This window comes from Bathymodiolus japonicus methanotrophic gill symbiont (assembly GCF_019721995.1).
Taxonomy (GTDB): Bacteria; Pseudomonadota; Gammaproteobacteria; order Methylococcales; family Methylomonadaceae; genus Methyloprofundus.
This window is the reverse complement of the sequence record NZ_BLYC01000024.1, coordinates 31,079-54,814: the sequence shown is the minus strand read 5'-3', so window position 1 is coordinate 54,814 and position 23,736 is coordinate 31,079. Positions and strand designations below refer to the sequence as shown.

The 23,736-nt window shown below is 36.1% G+C and carries 24 protein-coding genes; 18 read left to right on the top strand and 6 right to left on the bottom strand.

Annotation, left to right across the window (positions count from 1 at the left end):
- Positions 1-14: 14 nt before the first annotated feature.
- The 3 genes from K6984_RS21705 to K6984_RS21695 form a co-directional block, all read right to left on the bottom strand.
- Positions 15-308 (bottom strand): hypothetical protein, encoded by a 294-nt coding sequence (locus K6984_RS21705; RefSeq protein ID WP_221897396.1) that lies wholly within the window; start codon positions 306-308, stop codon positions 15-17.
- Between the two features lie 43 nt (positions 309-351).
- Complete coding sequence (locus K6984_RS21700; protein ID WP_221897395.1) at positions 352-786, bottom strand: hypothetical protein; 435 nt, start codon at positions 784-786, stop codon at positions 352-354.
- An 87-nt stretch (positions 787-873) separates the two neighbouring features.
- Positions 874-1,167, bottom strand: coding sequence for a pentapeptide repeat-containing protein (locus K6984_RS21695; protein WP_221897394.1), 294 nt, complete (start codon positions 1,165-1,167; stop codon positions 874-876).
- Positions 1,168-1,765: 598 nt separating this feature from the next.
- On the opposite strand from K6984_RS21695, the gene K6984_RS21690 reads away from it, so the two are divergent.
- The 17 genes from K6984_RS21690 (at position 1,766) to K6984_RS21610 (ending at position 20,806) form a co-directional block, all read left to right on the top strand.
- Positions 1,766-2,302: a terminase small subunit gene (locus K6984_RS21690; RefSeq protein ID WP_221897393.1), complete on the top strand. Its 537-nt coding sequence runs from the start codon at positions 1,766-1,768 to the stop codon at positions 2,300-2,302.
- Entirely contained in the window at positions 2,295-3,788 is a 1,494-nt protein-coding gene (locus K6984_RS21685) for a terminase (protein WP_221897392.1), read from the top strand. The genes K6984_RS21690 and K6984_RS21685 overlap by 8 nt, the downstream gene beginning before the upstream one ends.
- 1 nt (position 3,789) lies before the next feature.
- Positions 3,790-4,461, top strand: coding sequence for a hypothetical protein (locus K6984_RS21680; RefSeq protein ID WP_221897391.1), 672 nt, complete (start codon positions 3,790-3,792; stop codon positions 4,459-4,461).
- Positions 4,462-4,674: 213 nt separating this feature from the next.
- Positions 4,675-6,357: a portal protein gene (locus K6984_RS21675; protein WP_221897390.1), complete on the top strand. Its 1,683-nt coding sequence runs from the start codon at positions 4,675-4,677 to the stop codon at positions 6,355-6,357.
- On the top strand, positions 6,354-6,635 hold the full coding sequence (locus K6984_RS21670) for a hypothetical protein (protein ID WP_221897389.1): 282 nt from the start codon (positions 6,354-6,356) through the stop codon (positions 6,633-6,635). Before K6984_RS21675 ends, K6984_RS21670 begins: the two co-directional genes overlap by 4 nt.
- Positions 6,592-7,239 carry a hypothetical protein gene (locus K6984_RS21665; protein WP_221897388.1) on the top strand — a complete coding sequence of 216 codons (648 nt, stop codon included), beginning with the start codon at positions 6,592-6,594 and terminating at the stop codon, positions 7,237-7,239. Before K6984_RS21670 ends, K6984_RS21665 begins: the two co-directional genes overlap by 44 nt.
- Before the next feature lie 18 nt (positions 7,240-7,257).
- Complete coding sequence (locus K6984_RS21660) at positions 7,258-7,716, top strand: major capsid protein (protein ID WP_221897387.1); 459 nt, start codon at positions 7,258-7,260, stop codon at positions 7,714-7,716.
- Positions 7,717-7,757: 41 nt separating this feature from the next.
- On the top strand, positions 7,758-8,261 hold the full coding sequence (locus K6984_RS21655; protein ID WP_221897386.1) for a major capsid protein: 504 nt from the start codon (positions 7,758-7,760) through the stop codon (positions 8,259-8,261).
- Positions 8,262-8,728: 467 nt separating this feature from the next.
- Positions 8,729-8,980, top strand: a complete 252-nt coding sequence (locus K6984_RS21650; RefSeq protein ID WP_221897385.1) for a hypothetical protein — start codon at positions 8,729-8,731, stop codon at positions 8,978-8,980.
- Complete coding sequence (locus K6984_RS21645) at positions 8,977-9,615, top strand: phage connector family protein (protein ID WP_221897384.1); 639 nt, start codon at positions 8,977-8,979, stop codon at positions 9,613-9,615. The genes K6984_RS21650 and K6984_RS21645 overlap by 4 nt, the downstream gene beginning before the upstream one ends.
- A 1-nt stretch (position 9,616) precedes the next feature.
- Positions 9,617-11,698: a phage tail protein gene (locus K6984_RS21640; protein WP_221897383.1), complete on the top strand. Its 2,082-nt coding sequence runs from the start codon at positions 9,617-9,619 to the stop codon at positions 11,696-11,698.
- Positions 11,691-12,119: a hypothetical protein gene (locus K6984_RS21635; RefSeq protein WP_221897382.1), complete on the top strand. Its 429-nt coding sequence runs from the start codon at positions 11,691-11,693 to the stop codon at positions 12,117-12,119. Before K6984_RS21640 ends, K6984_RS21635 begins: the two co-directional genes overlap by 8 nt.
- A gap of 193 nt (positions 12,120-12,312) precedes the next feature.
- Complete coding sequence (locus K6984_RS21630) at positions 12,313-12,726, top strand: hypothetical protein (protein WP_221897381.1); 414 nt, start codon at positions 12,313-12,315, stop codon at positions 12,724-12,726.
- Positions 12,726-13,601: a hypothetical protein gene (locus tag K6984_RS21625; protein ID WP_221897380.1), complete on the top strand. Its 876-nt coding sequence runs from the start codon at positions 12,726-12,728 to the stop codon at positions 13,599-13,601. Before K6984_RS21630 ends, K6984_RS21625 begins: the two co-directional genes overlap by 1 nt.
- Positions 13,546-14,430, top strand: a complete 885-nt coding sequence (locus K6984_RS21620) for a hypothetical protein (RefSeq protein ID WP_221897379.1) — start codon at positions 13,546-13,548, stop codon at positions 14,428-14,430. Before K6984_RS21625 ends, K6984_RS21620 begins: the two co-directional genes overlap by 56 nt.
- Positions 14,430-20,318, top strand: coding sequence for a hypothetical protein (locus K6984_RS21615; RefSeq protein WP_221897378.1), 5,889 nt, complete (start codon positions 14,430-14,432; stop codon positions 20,316-20,318). The genes K6984_RS21620 and K6984_RS21615 overlap by 1 nt, the downstream gene beginning before the upstream one ends.
- Positions 20,318-20,806, top strand: a complete 489-nt coding sequence (locus K6984_RS21610; protein ID WP_221897377.1) for a hypothetical protein — start codon at positions 20,318-20,320, stop codon at positions 20,804-20,806. The genes K6984_RS21615 and K6984_RS21610 overlap by 1 nt, the downstream gene beginning before the upstream one ends.
- A 271-nt stretch (positions 20,807-21,077) precedes the next feature.
- Here K6984_RS21610 and K6984_RS21605 read toward each other — a convergent pair whose 3' ends face one another.
- Positions 21,078-21,332: a hypothetical protein gene (locus tag K6984_RS21605; RefSeq protein WP_221897376.1), complete on the bottom strand. Its 255-nt coding sequence runs from the start codon at positions 21,330-21,332 to the stop codon at positions 21,078-21,080.
- Between the two features lie 247 nt (positions 21,333-21,579).
- On the opposite strand from K6984_RS21605, the gene K6984_RS21600 reads away from it, so the two are divergent.
- Positions 21,580-21,921 (top strand): hypothetical protein, encoded by a 342-nt coding sequence (locus tag K6984_RS21600; protein WP_221897375.1) that lies wholly within the window; start codon positions 21,580-21,582, stop codon positions 21,919-21,921.
- A gap of 32 nt (positions 21,922-21,953) precedes the next feature.
- Here K6984_RS21600 and K6984_RS21595 read toward each other — a convergent pair whose 3' ends face one another.
- Together K6984_RS21595 and K6984_RS21590 are read right to left on the bottom strand one after the other, a co-directional pair.
- Positions 21,954-22,847, bottom strand: coding sequence for an RHS repeat-associated core domain-containing protein (locus K6984_RS21595; RefSeq protein WP_221897374.1), 894 nt, complete (start codon positions 22,845-22,847; stop codon positions 21,954-21,956).
- A complete protein-coding gene (locus K6984_RS21590) occupies positions 22,829-23,728 on the bottom strand; it encodes a hypothetical protein (RefSeq protein WP_221897373.1) in 900 nt (299 codons plus the stop codon). Before K6984_RS21590 ends, K6984_RS21595 begins: the two co-directional genes overlap by 19 nt.
- Positions 23,729-23,736: the final 8 nt, after the last annotated feature.

The following is a 23,736-nucleotide window of genomic DNA, read 5'->3' as shown; positions in this document are numbered from 1 at the left end:
GCGTTTCGACTTGTTTAAATCTCTTTTGCAATATCTTGAATAACGTAATCCATGCAAATAGCTTGTCCGCTTGTCATTCTGCACCAGATATTTAAGCCAAACTCTTCAACTACATTCTCGCCCTTATCTCTTAATTTTTTCTTTAGCCAGTCTGATACGTCCCAGAACTCTAAAGGCTCTTCCCATTGTTCTGTTTCTTCATCATATTTATAGAAGGCACCACCCTCAACCATCTGAGTTACCATTGTAGTTAGGCATGAGGCTACATCATTCTTAACAATTTCTTGAGCCATTTTATTAGTATTCATTTTATTAATTCCTATTTTATTTTGAGTTTAATCTGTCTCTTTATTATTCATAAGCAGCATCACTATCAGCATTATAAGCATCATAAGCAGCATCACTATCAGACTTATAAGCAGCATTAGCAGCATCACTAGCAGCATTATAAGCAGCAGTAGCAGCAGCAGTAGCAGCCTTATAAGCAGCAGTAGCATCACTAGTAGCAGCAGTAGTAGCAACAGTAGCAGCCTTATAAGCATCATAAGCAGCATCACTATCAGACTTATAAGCATCATAAGCAGCATCACTAGCAGCATTATAAGCAGCATAAGCAGCATCACTAGCAGCAGCAGTAGCAGCATAAGCAGTAGCAGCATAAGCAGCATCACTAGCAGCAGCAGTAGCAGCATCACTATCAGCATTATAAGCAGCAGTAGCAGCATCACTAGCAGACTTATAAGCATCATCAATAACTTCTTTTAAATTTTTCAACTTATTATTCATACTCTTATTCCTGTTTTATTAATAAAATCTGTCTCATCAGTACAGGGTGATTAATCACTGTAGACGCTTCTCAGCGTTTCGACTAGGTTAAAATATTGTTGTTTCGTCGGTAATTGCTGATTCAATCTGTTCTGGTGTGTACTTAGCACGGGTTAAAATAGCACCCCTTAAATCTGTGCCTGTCAAATTAGTACCGTGTAAAATACAACCTGTTAAATTAGCACATGTTAAATCTGCATGACTTAAATCTGTACCACTTAAATCTGTATAAATTAAATCTGTGTCAATTAAAACAGCATTCGATAAATCAGTATTTACGATTATAGTGTTTGACATATCAGTGCTTGATAGGCAAATCTTATGCTTCATTTTTCTATTCATTTTATTGTTTCCCTGTTGGTTTGTTTTTTTAAGTTATTTATTTAACTTGTGTCTATTATACCGCATTACTATCTAATTGCAACCTAATTCAGTTAATAAATTGACTATTTTCGTGTTTATTTTCAAGTTTTCAACCCCCCAAGCTCACAACCCAACAACCCATAAACTTCGTAAGTCATTGATATTAAGCTATAAACTGTATGCCGTACGCGCGTAAGAGAGTAGTAAGCCCTTGCCAAGTTAAAAATATGCACTCTCGTGCTGGTCTATATAAGCAAATGCTTATAAAGTTGTATGGGTTGTTGGGTTGTTGGGTTGTGATCTGGTAGGGCTAGCTGTGTCTATAAGCATATAAGGATATACTAATATATAGAACATTGGAACATTAGAACATTGGAACATTAGAACATTGGAACATTAGAACATTAGAACATTGAATATTCGAATATTAGAATCTTATTCAATTCCCATATAAAGTCGACCACGGGGTTTCGAATTCCGAATTGCGAAGTGGTGGGGTAGTCTCAACTCAAAAAAAATAAAAAAAAATGCAGAAACATTTATAATACAGTATCGAAAATATAACTAGGATAAGAAAATGTTACCAACAAAAACCATAATCATTTCATATTTAGAAGATATGAGCTATTCAGAAACGGCAAAGAGACTGAACCTCAGTTCGGCAGAAGTTAAGTTGGAGATACTAAATAACGCACATAAAGTAAGGGAATTAAGCGAGTTAAGAGACATAAGATTACAGATAGACAGCGACTGGGTATTAAACGAACTTCACGGTATGTATAAGGCAGATATAAAGGATATACACACAGATGATGGAGTTTTATTACCTATTAGTGAGTGGCCGGAAGTTTGGAGAACAATGGTAAGTTCTATTGACAGTAAAACCATAACAAGTCCTGATGGAACAATGATGGGAACAGTTAGTAAGGTAAAAAAACCTGATGCTCTATCGTTATTAAAAATGATTGGAGATCATACGGACATTAAGGCATTTAATAAGAAAGATGATTTAACAACAGAGAGAGATGACGTATTAAAAGAGTTACAAAATGGTAGAGAACGGGCTAAAGCTTTAAATCAAACGAAACAACTTGAAATAGTTTCAAATGGATAGCATACAAACTCTACAAGCCAAAGAAGTTTCGCGTTACTACAATAACCCGCTTGGTTTTGTATTGTGGGCTTTTCCATGGGGTGTTGGTGAGTTAGAAGGTAGAAAAGGTCCTGACTTGTGGCAAAGGGAGTTATTGGAAAGAGTTGCTGTTGAGGTTGACGCTGACCCATTCGACGGTATCAACAAAACAAGTCCTAGGCAATTTGCTGTAACCAGTGGACATGGTGTTGGTAAGTCTGCATTGACTGCATGGATTACTTTATGGCTTATGTGTACAAGGCCTATGTCAAAAGGAGTAATAACGGCAAACACAAGGGCACAACTCAGCAACCGGACATGGGCTGAGTTAAAGAAGTGGAAGAATCTTTGCATAGTTGGAGATTGGTTTCATTACTACAACAGTTCATCACAGATGGCATTACGTCATGTTGATTATCCTGTTGAGTGGAAGGTAGATGGTGTTCCATTCCAGAAGGACAATAGTGAGGGTTTTGCTGGATTACACAACGCTGGTTCATCCCCATGGTATATATTTGATGAGGCTAGTGCGATACCTCATGAGATATGGGTTGTTGCTAATGGTGGTAAGACAGATGGAGAGCCATTTCACTTTGTATTTGGTAATCCTACTCGTTCAAGTGGTGACTTCTACGACTGTTTTAACAAGAATAAGCATCGTTGGAATACATACCAGGTAGATTCAAGAAAATCTATGATGACTAACCATGAGTTGATTGCTGAATGGGAAGAAGATTGGGGTGAAGATTCTGATGACTTTAAGGTTAGGGTAAAGGGTGAGTTCCCGAGTTCATCAGACTTACAGCTTATATCAACAGCATCAGTTGATGAAGCTTCAAAGCGTGAAATATTTGTTCTTGATGATGAACCACTTATTTGTGGTATTGATGTTGCACGTGGCGGACCTGACTTCGGAGTTGTTCAATTTAGGAAGGGTAATGATGCTAGGAGTTATAAGAAGTATATGTTTCCTGGTGTATTAATTTCTGATACGACTAAGTTCATTGCAAAGGTTGTTGACATATTAAATGAATTAAAGCCTGATGTTATTAATGTAGACAGTGGTGCAATGGGCGGTCCTGTAAAAGATAGGTTATGTCAATTAGACTTTAAGGCTTACGAGATAGGATTTGGTCACAAGGCTATTCGTACAGGTAAGTACGCCAATAGGAGTGCCGAGATGTGGTACAATATGAAACAGTGGTTATTAAGTGGTGGCTGTATTAAATCACATGATTATGAACTTAGGGAGGAATTAACATCAAGGGAATTCACACATGATAGTAAAGATAGAATATTATTAGAAAAAAAGGACTTGATGAAGAAGAGAATGGGTAGGTCACCGGATAGTGCTGACGCTTTAGGATTAACTTTTGCTACGCCTATAAGAGCAGGTAATTTTCAAAATATGAGAGATGTTGCTAAAAAAACTAGAACCAGAACTTACAATAAATACCGGAGTAGATAACATGATAGATGAATCAGAAGAAAATACAATATATTTACAAACTATTTCAGATAAAATAATTGATAATTCTTGTAGTCGTAGAGTAGATATTAATAATGATGAACGTCTTGTTTGTGGTATTGATGTTTGTAGTTATATGAGAAACACAGTAACTATTCAATTTAGGAAGGGTAATGATGCAAGGAGTTATAAGAAATATTCAATTTATCTTGATTCAGTTAAAGATATTGACAATATTATTGATATTTTATATAAGGTAAAACCTGATATTATTAATGTATCAGGTGGTTCAATAGGTTCTCTAATTAAAGCTAGTTTATCCGAATTAGCATTTAATGCTTATGAGATAGAATTAGGTAAAAAACCTATTAATAATACACATTACTCAGATACAGCTAGTGAGTTGTGGCACACTATGCGTACATGGTTATTCAATTATGGTTGTATTAATGAAAATGATTTATTTATGAAATATGAATTAGAAACAACTGAATTTAAGATTGACAATAAAGACAGAATATCTGTAGAAGATAAGTTATCAAGGATAAATAGAGTTGGAATGTCATCTAACAGTGCTAATGCTTTAGCATTAACTTTTGCTGAACATGTCGTACCATCTAACTGTAAATGTAAATGTAAATGTAACCGTAAATGTAACCGTGATATAGAATAGGAGTAGATAACATGGGAGCAAGCACACCATCATTGCCACCTAGACCACCTGAGGCACCTTCGAAGTCACCTTTTTTCCTAATGGGAAGAGAGGAGGCAAAGAAGAGGAAGAAGTCAAAGTCATTAAAAAATCAGACGATATTGACTGGACCATCAAAAAATAAAGATTCAATGGGATCTAAACCTTCTAATAATAATTTATTAGGTTCTTAACATGGTTGAGCTATCAGATGTACAGCATATATGCCGTAGATTAAGGTCGTTAAAGAGGATAAGAGAACCATTCGAAGATGTATGGACTGAATTATCCAGCACTATACTTGGATATAGGGGAGTTTTTAACGACGACAATGGAAAGACTAGAGAAAGGAAGATAGACACAACAATAGTCAACAACACCTCAAGTATTGCATCAACAGTATTAGCTTCTGGTTTAATGGGCGGTGTATCTTCACCATCCAAGCCATGGGTTAATTTTGTTGTATCAAGCATTGATATGATGGAATCAACGGATATTAGAATATGGCTTGAGAAGGTAGAAAAGATTGTTTCAATGGTGATGTCAAAGAGTAATATATATAACTCAATACATACACTGTACAGTGAATTAGGAGTTTTTGGTACAGGAGCATTAGGTATATTTGAGGATTATGACAATGTCATAAGAACTGAATGTTATACAGCGGGTACTTATTACATTGATATAAACCATAATGGTATTGTTGATACTTTCTATCGTGAATTCACCATGACTGGAAGTGATATTGTTAATAAGTTTGGAAAAGATTCTCTACCTGTTGGGTTCATGGGTGATGATACAATTGATAAGCACCAGATTAAGTTTAAGATTATTCATTCAATAGAGCCTAACAGGTCTAATAAAATGGACTCAAATTTATCTAAGGATAAAAAGTTCACAAGTACTTATATTTATTATGAGAGTGCTGGTTCGTATGGTGATGATAATAACCAGATGAAGAATGGTAAGGTATTGATGAAGTCTGGTTATGATGAATTCCCTATCATGGTTGCAAGATGGGATGTTATACCGGGTGATGTATACGGAGGAATGTGTCCAGGTATACGTTCACTTGGTGATACAAAGATGTTGCAAAGTATTGAAGACCTTGTGTATACAGGTATAGAAAAACAAGTTAATCCAGCATTAGTAACTGGCCCATCAACAGGAAATATACCTCCTGATGGTGTTCAGGCTGGTGATATAATTGAAGTTGATAACTTATCAGAAGCTGGTGCACGATCTGTTTATGATGTGAGGATTGATGTTTCACATGCAGTTGCTAATATAGAAAAGATTGAATATAGAATAAAGACAGCATTTTATGAGAATTTATTTCTGCAAATGTTATCTTCTGATAGAAGGGAAATGACAGCTAGTGAAGTTGATGTTAGATCAAATGAAGCGTTAATCACACTAGGTCCTGTATTAACAAGACTACATAATGAATTGTTAGACCCTTTAACAGATAGGGTATTTAATGTCATTGCTAGGGCTAAGTTACTACCAGAAGCACCGGAAGAATTAGCTGGTCATGAGTTACAGGTTGAGTATGTATCGACTCTTGCTAAGGCTCAGAAGGCTGATGTATCACAGACAATAGAAAGGACAGCTGCTTTTATTGCTGGATTATCAGAAGCATTCCCCAATGCACGCCATAAGTTTGACGAGTTACAGGCGATAGATGAATTCTCAAAAGCAGAGTCAGTACCACCAAAAATAATACGTTCAAATGAGATTGCAGCACAGTTAATACAACAGGAGCAAAAGCAAATGCAAGAACAGCAACAACAACAGATGATGCTTGAAGCGGCAAAGGTAGCACCAGGTGTTATGAAAGCCGGTGCAGAATCATCTCAAATGGAAGGTGATGAATGAGAGAAGAAGAAAAACGTGAGCTATTACTAATTCAGGAATGTATGAAGGAACCTAATTTTAGGTCTTTAATGATTATATTATTATCAAGTTTAAGACCTAAGTATAGGGGTAATAATGTTGAATTTATAACTGCATCGCACCATAGAAACGATGTAATTAATTTAATTGAGGATAAGCTAAAGGAGTCACCATTAGATTATCTTGAAATGAAACTACAACAAATGAGAGAAGAACATGCCACAAGAATCAGAGAGCCAAGAATCAACACAAGAGATTAGTCAAGAGTCTCAAGATGCTTCATTAGATTTTTATAAGGACGATCAACCTAATAAAGAAGAATCAGTTCCTGAAAATAAAGAAGATAAGCCTGCTGAGGTAATGGCAGAAAAGGAATCTAAGGCTGATGAAAAAACAGAAGAAAAAACAGAAGATAAGAAAGAAGAAACTAAATCTGATATTCCTGAGTCTTATACATTAGAAGATGGTTCTGAATTTGATTCAGATTTTATTGATTCTATTTCCCCTTCATTAAAGGAAGTAGGAATAAATAATGAGCAGTTCAATAAGTTAGCAAAGAGTATCGAAAATTATTCTATTGCTAATAACGAAAAGATGGCAAAAGAGACAATGGCAGACCCAGACTTCTCAGGTTCAGATGCTACTGAGAAGTTTGGTATTGCTAACAATGCCATAAAGGAGTATGGTGGTGAGAAGTTGATGGGTGTCCTTCAAGATGCTGGATTACTTAACAATGTTGAGGTAATCAGAGCATTTCATAAGATAGGTCGTCAAACAAAAGAGGATGGTAGTCCAGTATCTGGCGAACCTGAATTTGATAATAGTCCTGGAGCTATTCTTAAAAGAATGTATCCAGACGATTAATTTAACGGAGAATACTGCATGGCACAACATGGAGATACTTACTTAGATTTAATAGATCTATATCAAAGAGAACCAGCGAAGATGGGCATGGTCCCGCTGATTAACATGCTGTCATATGAAACACCTATGCTACAAGATGCAGTTGTAAATCAATGTAATAGAGGGTCATATAACTTAACATCACTATTAACTGGTTTACCAAGTGGTAGCTGGGGTGCATATTATAAAGGAACTGCTCCATCAAAGACAAATAGAGTTCAGATAACAGATGATGTTGGTTTTTATGAGTCAATGTCTGTTGTTGATACAAGAATACTTGATGATTCTGCGAATCCTGCAAAGTTAAGACAAGATGAAGCTATGGGACATCTTGAGCATATGAGTCAAAAAATGGCAACAAGTATTTTATATAGCAATTCATATGTTGATAACAATGAGTTTTTAGGTCTAGCCCCGAGATTCAAATACTTTTCATGATGCACAGTCTAATCAAGTGATAAATGGAGGAGGGTCAGGAAGTGCAACGACGAGTATATGGATTTATAACGTGGGGTGATCGTCAAGCAAGTTTATTATATCCTGCTAATACAACAGCTGGTTTAACAAGGAAAGATCATGGTGAGCAACAAATGCAATCAGCTAATGGTGATACATATTTTGCCAAGAAAGAAACTTTTAGATGGCATATGGGTTTATCAATTAGAGATTGGCGTTATGTTGTACGTATTGTTAATATTCCTGTTGCTGGATTAAAGGATGGTACTTTTGATGTGTATAAGTTTCTGTCAGATGCATATTACAGGCATTGGGGTAGATGGAAGAAGTTGGGTAATACATATATGTACTGCAATTCAGAAGTAAGACAAGCAATGGACTTACAGGCAATAAACAGGGGTGCTGGAGATAACTTTATTAGGTTGCGACCAGGTAAAGATATTCAAGGTAGAGAGATTGAGAGTTATAGGGGTTTTGGTGTTCGAGAAGTCCCAAGTATTCTTAACACAGAAACTGCAATAACATAAAGGAGATAATTATATGATATTTTCTCAGAACAAAAGATGTTTGCTGATAAACAAGTGATTGCTTTGGCAAATAGTGCAGTATTAACTAGTGTTGTATTGGAGAATGATATAGATATAGGTGCAGCTCAAGTTCCTTATGGAGGTAAGTCGTGGATTACATAGAAATATTGGTGCAGGTGATGGTATTCCTATAATGGCATTTATAAATTCACATAATACTACTGGCTGCTACTGAATACTTTATGACTCTTGACGTAGCAAGTGGTCGGTGCATGGAGAGAGTTTTTAAGCGTCAAGAAACAGGTAGAGGTGACGAGATTATATGCATATTAAATATCTGCCAGATGATCAGAAAGATATTTAAGGGTGGTTTTAAATTATAAACAAGATGCTGCTTTAGCAGGTAAAACTGCTACAGTTACGGCAGCTGTAGGAACATATAAACCATCAGGTTCGAGGTATGTGTAATGCCAGCATATAGAGTTTTAGAAGATGGTTTCCATGACGGTGTTTACCGTACACCTGGTGGAGAACATGACCCTGTTATCACAAAAAAGAAGTTAATGCCTTGTCCAGATTGGTTAGAGTACGTAGTTAATGTGACTGATGCTCAAAAGTTAATAGACGATGATTCCAAGAAAAATAGGCAAGAGAAACAATCTGCTTCTGCATTAAAACGCATGAAAGATTCTATTGGTGAGGGGATTAAGACCTTGTGACCTCCGTTGTTGAAATATACAATAAGGCACTTGCTAATTTAAATGAGTCAAGTGTCATTAATGTGGATGAAGATTCAGAGGAGGCTACTATATGTCGTATTCATTATGATGACTGTAGGCGTTATGTAATTAGTGAAGGTAACTGGGGATTTTGCACAGATGTTGCTCAGTTAAGTGTATTATCTAAAGATGACGTAACAGGATGGGATTATGTTTATATATATCCACAAGTTGCGTTAAAGGTTATTAACTTATTTAATGCAGATGCCATAAAAATCAATAAGTTTAATGATTATTATAGTAATACGCATAATAACTATATAAAAGACTTTGAAACTCAGAACAGAGGAACAAATACAGTTATTTTGTCTAATCTTGAGAATGCTCATGCAAAGATAATTGTAGATGTCACTAATAACAATTTAATGTCACCTGCTTTTATTGACGCGCTTACATGGAGATTAACATCATTAATTGCTGTTCCTATCATTGGTGTAGATAGAGGACGTTTAGTTCAAAGAGATGCCATACAGGCTTATAATTCATTACTTAATGTTGCTTGGGTGAAAAATATAGGTGAGAACAAGAAAAGAAGAGATAATAGGAGTAACTTAGTAAAATCCAGGTGGGGTTAATATGAGATTAACGCAACGCTCTTTCACAGCAGGAGAAGTCTCGCCATCAGTTGGTGCAAGAGCAGATTTAGATTGGTATAGCGCAGCTCTTTCAGAATGTAAGAATGCTTACGTTAGGTCGCAAGGTGGAGTCTATAATAGAGAAGGTACACTTTATATAGACGAATCAAGATCATACAATGATGATGAAGTTAGATTAATTCCTTTTTCTTTTAATAAGGACCAGTCATATATATTAGTTCTTACCCGTAAGGTAATAGAAATTGTATATAAGGATAGCTTTATTCATCTTCCAGGCACAACAGATAGACTGCATATTGTTACTCCATTCGAGAATATCTGGAATATATCTAGGTCAGGATTTGCTGATACCATGACCATGGTTGATGGAGTAGTTGCTCCACAAGTACTGAAAAGATATTCACATACAGATTGGCGCATTTCAGCAATTGACTTCAGCGTGTCCACAGAAAAGCCTAATAGTCTTTCTATTACTCGTGCTAATGAAGAAAGTGGTTCAAAAGACTACTCATATGCAGTTACTGCAATAGGTTTAGATGATGTTGAGTCATTAGCAAAAGAAGGAAGAATATCAACAAAGCCTATTACATCAGAACAGCAAATGGTAATAACGGTAGGTTTGTTCCCAAAGGACAAAGTAGAATCATACAATATATATAAATCAATTTCACCAGGGTCAAAAATTTATGGTTTCATAGGTTCATGTAAGAATGACTTTCCAGGTGGACATGGAAATTTTTCAGGTAAATTCAATGATTACAATTACGAGCCAGATCTTCTTTTATCACCTCCTTTAGATAATAAGCCATTTGAGCAGGTTAATGATAGACCAAGATCTTGTAGTTTCTATCAACAAAGAAGAATATTTGCATCTACAAACAATGACCCACAGAAAATATTTTGCACTGAAATAGGCAATATTAGTTCTATGCGTTACTCAAAACCTAGTAAGCCAACTGATGCTATTATTCAAGAAGTAGTATCTAATTCGATCAACAGAATAAGACATATATTAAATCTAGGTGGTCTTCTATTATTAACATCAGAGGGAGAGATGAAAGTAACAGCAGGTCAAGATTCTGTTTTAACACCTGCCACTTTCGGAGCTAAAGTAATTTCAAGTTACGGTTCATCTAATGTTGTTCCAGCTCAGGTAAGAGATACTACTATTTTTTCTCAAGAACAAGGTGCTAGATTAATTGGACTTAATTTAGATAACCAGAGTACATCCGTTAATTCTGATATTATTGGTAATGATTTATCTATAAGAGCTGAGCATATATTTCAGGGTAAGAAGATTGTAGATATGTCATATTGCAAAGAGCCTTATAATATACTGTGGTGTGTATTAGACGATGGAACTATGGCAGGTCTTACTTACAATAGAGAACATAGAGTTTGGGGATTCCATCGTCATGAAACACAAGGAAAATATAGAACTGTAGCTACAATATCTAATGGTAATACATCGTCAACTTATATGGTAGTTGAAAGAAATGCAAATGGTGTTACGAAACATTATGTTGAGCGTATGGTTGAAAGAGAAGATACAAATTTAGTTGATTGTTTCTTTTTAGATTCAGGAAAGACATATCGTTCTCAAACACCAATAACAGTATTAACTGGCTTAACTTATCTAAATGGTCTTGTTGTATCTATATTAGCTGATGGTAATGTTATATCTGGAAAGGTAGTTTCAGGTGGCTCAGTAACGCTAGACTTCCCAGCTAAGGTTATTCATGTTGGATTGCCTTATGTAACTGAATTGACTACGCTAGAAATTGATTCAGCAAGAAATACTATGAAAGGTAGAAAAAAGAATGTCAACTCTATTGTCTTTGGTTTATATCAGACAAGAGGAGTAAAAGCTGGTCAGAGTGGACAACCTTTAGTTGAGTTAAAGGAAAGAACTGATGATAAGGAATCAATTAGTTTAAAAACTGGGGATGCTAATTTAGTAATAAAGAGAGGATGGGAAAATAGTGGTAAGATAAAGATATTACATGATGACCCACTACCTTTTGGATTAATATCAATAACGCCGGAGTTTGGAGTTGAATAAATTAAAGTGTGTTTTTACAACAGAACAGCATGTAGATTATGTCTTAAAGAATCTTCACCCAAGACTTAAGAATGATTTACTATATGCAGTAAGGTGTGGATTCCATTTGAAGGATGAAGCAATGAAACATAACTCAGCAGTCACTTATGTTTATGATGGAATACCTGTTGCTATTGCTAAAGTGCCCAATCATGAAGATACTACTATATGGGTTTTCTTTACTAAAGATGCCATTAATCTTAGATTTTGTCTGCATAAGAACGTAAGGAAAATATTAAATGGACTAACAAAAGAGTTCAAGTTCTTAAAAACTGTTTGTAGAAGAAATAATGATATTAGTTTGAGATGGCTTAAGTCATTAGGTTTTGAAGTTTTGGATAATCACATTGAAGGTAATTTCTTATATATGGAGAAAAGATAATGGCATTTATAGGAGCTGCTATTGCTGCTGCTGCCTCAGCTGCTGCCTCAGCTGTAGCAGCAGCTGGAGCTGCTATTGCGTCTGCGCAGCTGCTGTTGGTTCTGGAGTAGGAGCGACAGCAGCTACAGTAGGATTAACAACTAGTCAATTTATTAGTGTTGTTGGTCTAGGAGTATCTTCCACGGTGGCAGGTGTGCAAGGCGCACAACAGGCAGACATGCAACGTGACACGGCAGCACTTAACGCTAGGACAGCTGAGAATCAAGCTATTGATCTTGAGAATGCAAACGTTAGAGAGAAAGCAGATGCAAGGATGATAGCGTCACATCAATTATCTAATCAGAGAGCAATTGCAGCTGCTAAGGGAATTTCTCTTGATTCAGATAGTTCATTATCTTTATTTGATACCACATCATTACAGAGTCAATTTCAAGATGAAAGACTAGATTATAATTCTAATCAAAAAACAAAATCACTAAATCAGAGTGCAGACTTCTCTAGGTATGAAGGTAATGCAAGAGCGCAAAATAGTAGAATTGGTGCAGCAAACTCTATTATTAGTGGCGCAGGTACTGTTGCTGCAAACTGGTATAAGGCTACAGAGTAATGCCATTAACCATACCTACTTCGATAGGAGTACCACAAGAGAAATTCACACCTGTTGCAACTAGACAGTTAAGAGAGACTGGTAAACAACCTAGTGTAGTATCAGCATTGGCTGAACAGGCTACTAAGGTTGCTGGAGCTATTTTAGAGAAACAGGATGAACAGGATAGGATAACAGCAAATAATGCTTACATAAATCTTCAGCAACAGTCAAATATCTCTCTTTATGGAAAAGATGGATTTTATCGAACAAGTGGCCAGACTTCTTTTCAACAGACAGGCCCTGCTAGATTAAATTTAGAGAATATCAATGAAAAAATATATGCGGGTTTAACCAAAAATCAGCAAAAATATTACAATGTAAATTCCCAAAAGTTCTTATTGAGAAGTAATCTAGGTATTACACAGCATGAAATAACTCAAACAAAAGTAGCAAAATCTTCTTCTCTAACATCACAGGCTGAGAACGCTATAGCATCCGGTACTTTAGATTACTCAGAAGACTCATTAAGAGATGAAGCTTCAAGTGTTATGATTGCTGTTGGTGATTTAGCAAATATGAATGGATTGGGTTCAGAGGCTAGATTGTCTATGCTGAATGGATATAATAGTAAGTTATATTTTGGAGCAGCACAGGGTGCTTTGGCGCATGATGATTTTGGTCGAGTTCAAGAGATAATAGATCAACATGGTGATAGCATATTACCTAACCATTTAATATCACTTAAGAGCGCTTTAAAGACCCGTTATGAAGCTCATGAGGAAGATACTACAAAAGATGATTCTTATGCTATTGTTGATGTAACATTTAATGGTAAACGTGAATTTAAAAAAGAATATACAGCAGGCAAGAAGTTACGCTGGAGATTCTCTTAATCCTAAACTTGCAAGACAGATAGATTCAGATGTTAAGTCAAAGCAAAAGGAATTTCAGATAGTTACTAACCAAGAGAATACAAACCAGTATTCTGAATTAGCTGAAAGAATATATAAAGGAATGCCATTTGGTCAAATAACAAATAAAGAATTGATTGGGATGTCAGCTGAACAAGTATCTTCATTACAGAAAATAAGAAATACTGGATTCAATAATAATGATCTTATTAACAATCTTAGCAAACTTACAACAGAACAACTTAGAGAATTGAACATACCTCAATATGCTGCTGAGAGTGGACTTTTAGTTGATGCAGATGGAGTGAAGAAAGCGGTAGCATTTCAAGAAAAATCTAATAAAGAGTCTGCAACTAATAGACAGAAGGTTCATGGTAGGGCAGATAAGTTAATGAAGAAATTCAAAATACCTGAAGCTGTTGTTGGGATGTTTACTGATGTTCCTGATAAGTTTGAGGGTTTAGATGTAGACCTTGATTCAAATAGTGAAGAACAAGGACAGACTCAATTAATGACAAGTAAGACAGCCATATCAATGGTTGCTGGACAATTAATTGATGATGAAATAACAAGAAGAGAAGTTGCCGGTGAGACAACTGATCTAACAGATAATGAGATAATAGCTATTTTTCATAAAGCTGCTTGGACAAATGATTACAATGTTGGCATAAAAGACATACCTCCAAATCAACTGAGTAAAATTCTAAGTGTTATGAAGTCACAGGATATAGAAAACATACCAGGTAAAACAAGAGAAGAAACCATAATGAGTATATTTATTAAATATACAGAAAATGGCGGTACTTTCTAATGGCAATGTTGATTCCAGATAAAGAGACTGATGCACCTGATGTACCTTTAACTGTAAAGACTAACGACTCTATTCTTGGTCCAAGGACTGAGTCAAACTTATCAAATAGAATAAAATCAGATGGTCTAAGTGAAGACGTTGATATTGGTCATTCTAACCAAGATACAATAAGTTCAGGTATTCATTCAGCATATCAATCTATCTTAAAGGACGAGGTAGAGAACAAGCCACTTGACGTATCACTTCCACAAGTTTCTAAGTACATAAGGATAAATGGTGCATTAAATACTAATGATGAAGAATTCCCAACAACACCAGATGCTGAGTTAGCACTTAGAGCAAAAGTTCCAGTAAGATTTGCTAAACAGTTTCCAGAAGAAGCTGAACGTAAGGCAAGAGACAGGAAGCAATCCAGAACACAATTGAGTGAAGCAACTAAGAATGAGATAGATGCAAACCCTGAGTCCACAAGAATATTAAGAGATGATTTTGAGAATCTTGATAAATTCTACAAGATGCTGAATTATAGGCAACATATACAGGGTCACACTGATGATAGTTTCTTAGATAAGATAGGTGTTGCATGGAGTGCAGGTAGTTCAACAGCTAAGATGGCAGAATACTCAGATCAAGTTAGAGACGCACTTAGCAATGGACTTGACATACCTGATGATGTTAGTTCCAAGTTAAATAATTTAAGTTTCGATGCTTCAGCTGGTACTAGGGATGGTACTCTTTTATCTCAAATGGCTGTTGGAACAACTAGAATAGCAAAGCCATTGATAGACTCAACTGTAGAGTCAATTCCTGGTGCAGTTCAGGGTGCAGGCTATGGTACTGGTGCAGGAGCTGCTTTAGGTTCTCTTGTTCCAGGACTTGGTACAGTTGCTGGTGGTGTTAGTGGAGCTGCCTTAGGTGCTAGGGCTGGCGTTCTTGTAGGATTTTCTCAGAGTACATACGATCAAACATATGTTCCAGCTGCGTACTCTTACTCTCAGATGAGTGTTGATGGTGCTAGATTAGACCCAAAGATAGTAAACAGTGCGGCAACAATGGAAGCTGTTATATCAACAGGACTTGATGTTGTTTCTTTTGCAGTGCTGGGTAATTTAGTTGGGAAGGCATTTAATCCAACGAGACAAATAATATCTTCATCTTTAAGAACACCAGCTGGTTTAGCTGTTATAGAAAAGATGAATGAGTCGATATTAGCATCATCAGCAATAGCAGCAGTAGATATTGGTAAGGCAACGGCAGCAGAAGCTTCTACAGAAGCAATTCAGGAGATAGTACTAGATGCGTTTGGAGAATTAGCCAAGCAATGGACTTCTGAGTCACGTGGTGGCGAATATGAAGCTAAAGACGTGCTAAGGCCAGAGGTGATGGATAAGGCATGGGACGCTGCAAAAGAAGCTGCAATAGCTACTCCTTTGTTAGCTGGCGCTCCGATGATAATCCCTCCTACCGTTCGTGCAACAGTAAAGGCTTTTCAACACAAATCAAAAATTGAGAATGAGTTATCTGAGCAAGAAATATTAGATAAGTCTATTGAAAGCTTCAATGAGATGTCAAGTAAGAATACAGAGCCTGGTCGTAGGGCTTTCAGTGAAACATTAAAACAGCAAGGAATGGAAACAACATACCTTGACTTGATTGATACTAAACAAGTAATTGAGGAATTAAAACAAGATGGAAAGACACCAGAGAATTCAGAGTGGATAGGCAAGATACAGGAAGGTGTAAAGAAAGCTGAGAAAGAAGGCTCTAGTGTTCAGATTCCTACAGTTGAGATGATAAGTAATCTTGGTGAGAAGGGTGGAGATTTATTCAGGGATTTAATGACTATGAATGAGGATAACACTGCACCTAATAGAAGTGATGAAGTTAATGCTTCTATCGCAGAAAACATTAATACTGAGATGGAAGTTGCATTAGAAGAGCATACAAGATTAAAAGAGTTATCTGAATTAACGTCGTCAACACTTGAGAAGTTAGAGAGTACAGGCGTTCTTTCTTCTAACGCATCAAAAATGCTAAGTACATTAATCCCTGCATGGGCCAGTACTATAACTAAGAATTCTAAATTAACTCCAGAGCAATTGATTAAGGACTTTGGGCTAAAGATTGAGGGAGCGTATAACGGATTAGAGTCAAAGGATTTTGATGGTGCTAAAGGAAATTACAATTTAAGAACAAAAACAATCAATCTAGGTAATGACCAAGACTTATCTACTTTCCTACACGAATCAGCCCACTTCTTCTTTGATGTTGAACAGACAATTGGTGATATATCAAGGATAGAACCGATACTACCTGTAATGTCAAAAGACCTAAATATATCTGAGGAGGATATACGAGCTAACTTTGACGACCCTAATAGCAATCCGGATACGTATGTTAAAGTGCAAGAGTATTTTGCTCGTAAGTTTGAGTCTTACATTATGGAAGGAAAAGCACCAAGCATTGAATTAAGGGAAGAATTCAGAACTTGGAGACAATGGATGATGTTTGCTTATAAGGATAATGATTTAGGAATGAAGATAGATGATGCCTCACAAGCAATGTTTGACAGTCTATTGGTGGCTGAAAGAATGAGTGAGCAGCTGTCCGATGAATTAATGTATAACGATATTGATGCTCAACAGATAACTAGTGAAGTAACACAGTCAAAAGAAAAAGAGAGGAATAGACCAGAGCCTAATGCTGAGAGTCAATTTGATAAGATTGCTAAGTTATTCTTTAAGTCGTTAAAGCGTAAGCAATCAAAAGAGTATAAGAAATCAGTTGCACAGGCTAAGGAACAGGCAGAGTCAGATGTTAATGAGAATACTATTCATAGGTTAGTTGAAGCAATAAAGAGTAGTGAAGATATAAAGTTCGATAGGGAAGTTGTTAAGAAGTTGTTAGGTGTTAAGAAAGTACCTAATAAATTTAGGAATCTAACTCAGAAAGATGGGTTCAGTGTTGCTGATATTATAGACCTATATGACTTACCAAGTCATATTACTCCAGAAAAATTGGTCAATGAAATCTCTAACTTAATTCCTAAAGCACAGATGATTAAAGAAAGAACAAATGAGATAATGGCCACAAAAGTTCCTGATCTATCTGATTCTGCATTAATGCAACAAGTCGTTGAATCACTAAGGTCAAAAGACATTGCTGATGGTCTGTTAAAAGTATTGAATTCAACACTTGATGATGGTGGTAAGAAAAGACAGACTAAACAAGCAATAAGGCAGAGTGCAATTGATGCTGTGCATGATATGTCTGTTAGGGATGTTATCAGTAATCCATTCCATAAAAGAGAGGTAAAGGCAGCTAAAGAATACACATCAGCTATTGCCATAGATGACAAGCCAAGAGCTGAGTACAATGCTAAGCAACGGTTACTTAATTTTTTCATGGCGAAAGAGTCGTCTAATATTAAACGTGATTTCTATACTATAAGAAAACAACTCAGCAGATACAAAAGTAGAAAAGTACAGGGACGTATAGATCAATACAGCAAAGATTTATGGGACAGAATGTCTATTCAGTTAGGCCGTGCTGGTATACTTAATGAATCTTTTGCCAAAGGTCAACCTATTATCCCTTTAAAGGAAATGACTGTTGGTCAAATGTATGCCCTAGACACCTCAGTCAAATCTATTGCAATGGCTGCAAAGAATGAAAAGATGGTAATACTTGGTAGAGAGTCTGCTGATTTAGATACTGTTGTTAAGAATATTGTTGGTGAGATGAATCAGTACTCTAGCAATATTGATTTATCTGTAAAGGTTGGAGATAACAAGTCGCCTATTGTTAATATGTTACGTGGCCTTGTGTCTAACACATCTATAACTCCATGGGTTATTAAGACATTATCTAACCCAAAAGGAACTGAGCAGTCTACTATGCAGATGGCATTAGATAGACCTTTAGTTCTGGCTCATGAGCAGAACAATAAGTTATGGGATGAACATGTGTCGCCTATTATTGAGCAGTTCATGAATAACTCTAAGGAGTTTAAGGAGTGGATGAGTAGTCGACATAGTGTACCTAGCTTAGCAGACAACAAGTACATAAACAGTAATATGAAAGGTGAGCAGATACTGGCCTTTGCTCTTAATATAGGTACTCAAAATAACTTACAAACTTTATTAGCTGGTTATAACATCATAGAAAAGGATGAAACTGCATCAATAGAGAATGCTGTTGTTCAAGATGTTTTATCTAATATGGATAAGATGCAATGGGATATGGTTAAGTCTATTTGGAAGCAGATGGATTTATTATTCCCACATGTTGCTGATGTTTCTGTGCGTCATAAGGGAATTAAGTTAAAGAAAGAAGAAAGCATAAGCATAACCTTGCGCAATGGTAAGAAAATTCAAGGAGGTTATTATCCTTTATTCAGGGATAATACAATTCAAGTTGAATCTAAAGATACGCGAGTTGATACTGCCGATAATGCCACGACAACAGATAAGTTATTTTCCGGTGAAAAGGGTGCTAATGTTTCATTCAATCCATCATCAACTAATGATAGGACTAAAGCAACCTATCCTGTATTATTGCAATCTGGTTCATCAACGATTAATCACTTCAGAAGTCTTATCCATTATGTGACTCACTATGATGCTGTTGATAGTATCAATAAGATTATAACTCACAGAGACTTTTCTAGTACTTTCCAAAAGGTCGCTGGTCAGAATGAGTTAGAGTCACTTAATCTTTGGATTAAAGAGGTTGCACATTCTAGTCCGGAGGCTAATCAAGCAAAGATGGATGTTATCCTAAAGCACATGCGTTATGGGACAACGGTTGTTATGCTTGGCGGTAGTGTTAGCACTGTACTCAAGCAGACTCTCGGCTTCTTTAACTCCATAAGTGAGATTGGTGAAGGGATTGGTGCAAGAGGGGCTGTTAGGTTTATTAAGGCACTCTCAGTGCTATCAAGTAAAAATAGTTCTTTACTTATTAGTGATATGCTTAAGAGTAGTGCTGTTATGAGCGACCGTATAAATCACGGAAGTTTTGATAGAGAAGTTAATGAGTTGATGAATGGTCTTGAGGGCAATAACTCAAATATTTCAAAATTGAATTCTGCTATGATGTTTCCTATCAGGATTACTCAGTTCTATGCTGTTGATACACCAACATGGCTAGCAGCGAGACAAGTGTCATATGATAATGCTATGCGTGATGGAAAGACAGATAAGCAGGCAGAAAAGATCTCAATTGCTTACGCAGACTCACTAGTTGAGCGAACACAGGGTTCATCAGGTGCTAAGAATATGCCAATGCTTTTAAGACAACAACGGTCAGAAGGTATTCGTAATATTGTTTCGTTTATGTCTGCAATGCTGGCTATGATGAATCAGGTAGTCGATATTAAAAGGTCCTATAATAGAGGTAATTTCTCAGCATCAGAGTCAGCAAGCAGACTATTCTATAATCTAGTAGCTCCCGCTATGGCATTAACTGTTGCTCGCATGATGTTTACTTCTGATGATGATGCAGAATGGGGTGAAGAATTACAGAAGGAAGTGATTAGTTCAGCAGTTGGTGTTTTCCCTTTTGGTGACTCATTGAAGAACGCAGTACAAGGTAATGTTAAGTTACCTGGTACTGCTGAACAGATACTTAAAGGTGCTGATGCTAGTACACGACTTCTTCAACAATCTTATAATAGTGTATTTGATACTGGAGAATATGACAGTGATAAATTCAAAAAGGCAGTCAAAGGTACTGTATTATTTGCAGCTGTAATGGGTAAGGTTGGAGGAGCAAATCAGGTTGCTAGAAGCATTGATGGTCTTTTAGGAATGAAGAAATGGGACCATATGACAGCAAATGAGATTGCATATGAGTTATCTTTTGGACAACATAGGAATAACAAGTAATGACTGTATCAACAACTTCTACATTAGCTGGGCCATATCGTGGTGATGGTGTTACTAAAGTCTTTCCTTTTAATTTTCTAGTTACCTCAAAAGAAGACATTACTATTTATGTGACAGATGTAAACACATGGGCAACTGTTGAGTTTCATGCTCCTAATTATTCTATATCAGGGATAGGTAATCCAGAAGGGGGTACTATAATTTCAGACCATGCTCTACAAACCCATCAAATTGGTGTTATTGAGGGTTCAAGACCACTAACTCAGAATGCGGTGTTTAATAATCAAGGTGCATTCTATCCAAAGGAATATGAAAAGGCTCTTGATAGAATGACATTTATTGCTCAAGATATGTCAGCAAGATTGGACAGGTGCGTTCAACTACCTAATTCTATAGTGGGAATGGGATATGATCTAAAGTTACCTAAACCAGTTGCTGGGAAAGCAATAGGATGGAGTGCAGATGGTAAGTCACTTGTTAATATTTAGGAAACCCCACAAGCTCATAACTTGTGGGGTTGTGGAAATTACTTATGATTAGGGCATACTTTACTTTCTGTAGCTTTTACTATACCTATAGCAATAGATAACGCAGTACAAGCATCTTCTTCTGATGTTAGAACATTATAAACCTCACTAAGGAACGTATCCTTATCAATTTCATATGGTTCATCTTTAGACTCAGGATGTACTGGCGGTACTGGGAACGGTAGTTCCGGGTCTTGTTCATCTTCATCTTCATTTACATCTTCATTTCATCTCATTCATCTTCATCTACAATTTGATCTTCATTGATAAGTTGATCTACACCGTCATCGTCATCTTCAACTTTAGGAGCAGGCGTACAATAGATGCTTTCAACTGATTCTAATACTGTAGACAATAGACAGGCTGCCTTACAACCATCTTCTACGGTCATACTCACATTCTGTTTTTCACCACCATTTTTAACGTTAGGGTCAAGTTTGTCAATTAGATGAAGTACAAGTTCAATTTCTCGTTTAATATTAGACATGTTATTTTTCCTGATTTTTGAAAGAGATTAAATTATAATGTACTAGAAGCAATAAGTCATTATAATTTAATCTTTAACTAACATGAGAGAACAATGAATATACTAACTTTTTTTTCTGTACTATTTATCATTTCATTAACCCTAATGTCTGGATGCACAATTAATGACCCAGAAGTAATAAAACTGGCAACATATGAAGTTCCTGTGTATAATAGCCTACCTACCTAACTAAATAAAAGTAAAAAATATGAAAAAACTATTAACTGCTCTATTGCTTTCTACATTATCTTTATCTGCATTTGCACATCATGATGAGACTAATGATGCAGAACATGAAGCTGGTTATCTTTACACGTATTCATGTGGAGAAGATAATTTCGAGAACCTAGAGTCTATTTATCTGTATCTACATGATACAAAATATATTCAACAAGCAGATGCTATAAAGGATGATTCTTCTGTATGTAATATTGTAGCATTTGCAATTGACCCATCATTTAAGGACGGTTGGGTTACCAACGATAAGTTCGATTCAATTCTTGAAGATGGCCGAGCAATGGGTGTCCCGTTCTATATTGAAGCTAACTAATAACTAGCAATGTTAGGGGGCTTAACGGCTCCCTAATCATAATAACCAATAAGTTCAGATAACATATCACTATAGGTTTTTTTATTCATAGGTAGCTTTCCTATTCGTATAATCTCTACAATGTTAGCTACTGTGTTAAATGATAATTTATCGTAGTATTTACTAATTATAGCCCTATCTACTGCGTTTGCTGTTCCATTCATAACTTTTTCTCTTACAGCTCTGTACCTTTGAAAATCAACATTTGCTTGTCTAGTTGACATAACCTGCTTTTCAGCACCTGTCATTCTAGGGTAGTTATCCTCAATAGCTCTTGATTTAGATATGTATAATGATCTACCCATAGACAGAAGTTCATGTGATTTCATCTTATTATACCTAACCCTTTCATCATCGCTAACCTCAGGCGCTCTACTTTGTCTAACTACTTGAGCATCATTTCCACTTGTTATCCTTTTATAGGCTAATTTATCCTCATCTTCAATTAGATGTTCGTGATCTATAATGGGTTTTACCTTGTGATAGTTCACATAAACACCTAAAGAACTAGCCTCAGAAGTTAAGAGCGTAGAATCATTCACAACTAATTCATGTCCCTTTACCTTAGCTTCATCTAACTTTACAGTGATACTCGATAAATCTTCTTTTACAGGTATAGTAGATATGCTTGATACTGCTTCACCAGCAGACATTAATCCGGACTCTTCCATCATCATACCTGTTGGGTCTGAATAAACGATAACCCTACCATTGCCATATATGTAGTGTGAGTTATATTGACGCATTGGGTCTTGTGTTATGAACCGTCCTGTTGAGTGATTAAGATACCTGGCACCCAGATAACTAGTATTACCTATATCAGGATTATCAAGGAATTGACCAGCACTGCATAGACTAGGTATCAATATCATAAATCTCCCAACCATGGTCCCTCCGCATACAACTCAACAAGTTTTTCGTTCATGTCCCAATAGGTCATTTTGTTTATCTTACCTAAATTTGTTATTTCTTCTCTAACATGACCATCATTCTCTAATAAATGACCGTGATATTTTCTAAGTTGTGATCTCTCACTCCTAGTCGCTAACCCCATACTCTTCTTGTTTCTTATCTTGATATAGTTATACATCTCATCACTTGTGTTTGTTCTCACATGACTCTCATATGCTTGCGCACTAACTGCATAGTGGTCATTAACCATCATTTCATATCTTACCTTTCTTTCTATAGTATTACGCATTGATAGAAGCCTTCTAGCGTGCATCTTATTCTCACTATCTTGCATTACACCCATATCTTTATTCCTTCCTTTGTATGACTCACCACTTGCTGTGTCATATTTATTAACAGAAACTTCTGCTGATATTGATAAGTCCGGTGTTATTGCATTGATTACTTTATTGACACCTGATGCAATAGGTTTTATAACAAGTTTACTCACCTTCTCTTTAGCTGTGGATAGAATGCCACTATGTGGATTATCATGTTCAGACATATTAGCTATCGCCTTATCAAGGCTAGCACTAGGGTTCTCACTGTTATAATGTCCCATTAGACCTTTTCTACCAAATGGATACTCAGACTCCCACATCATACCACTAGGGTCTGATAACATGATTACATTGCCACTCCCATAAATATAATGTGAGTTGAATTGTTTCATAACATCTTGAGTTAAGAATCTACCAGTCGTATGGTTAAGGTATCTTGCATTAAGATAACTGTTGTTATGTAACGTAGGTTTATCCAAGAATTCCCCTGCATTACATAGGCAAGGCATCAACAGTAAAGTGACTAATTTATTCATTTATTAAC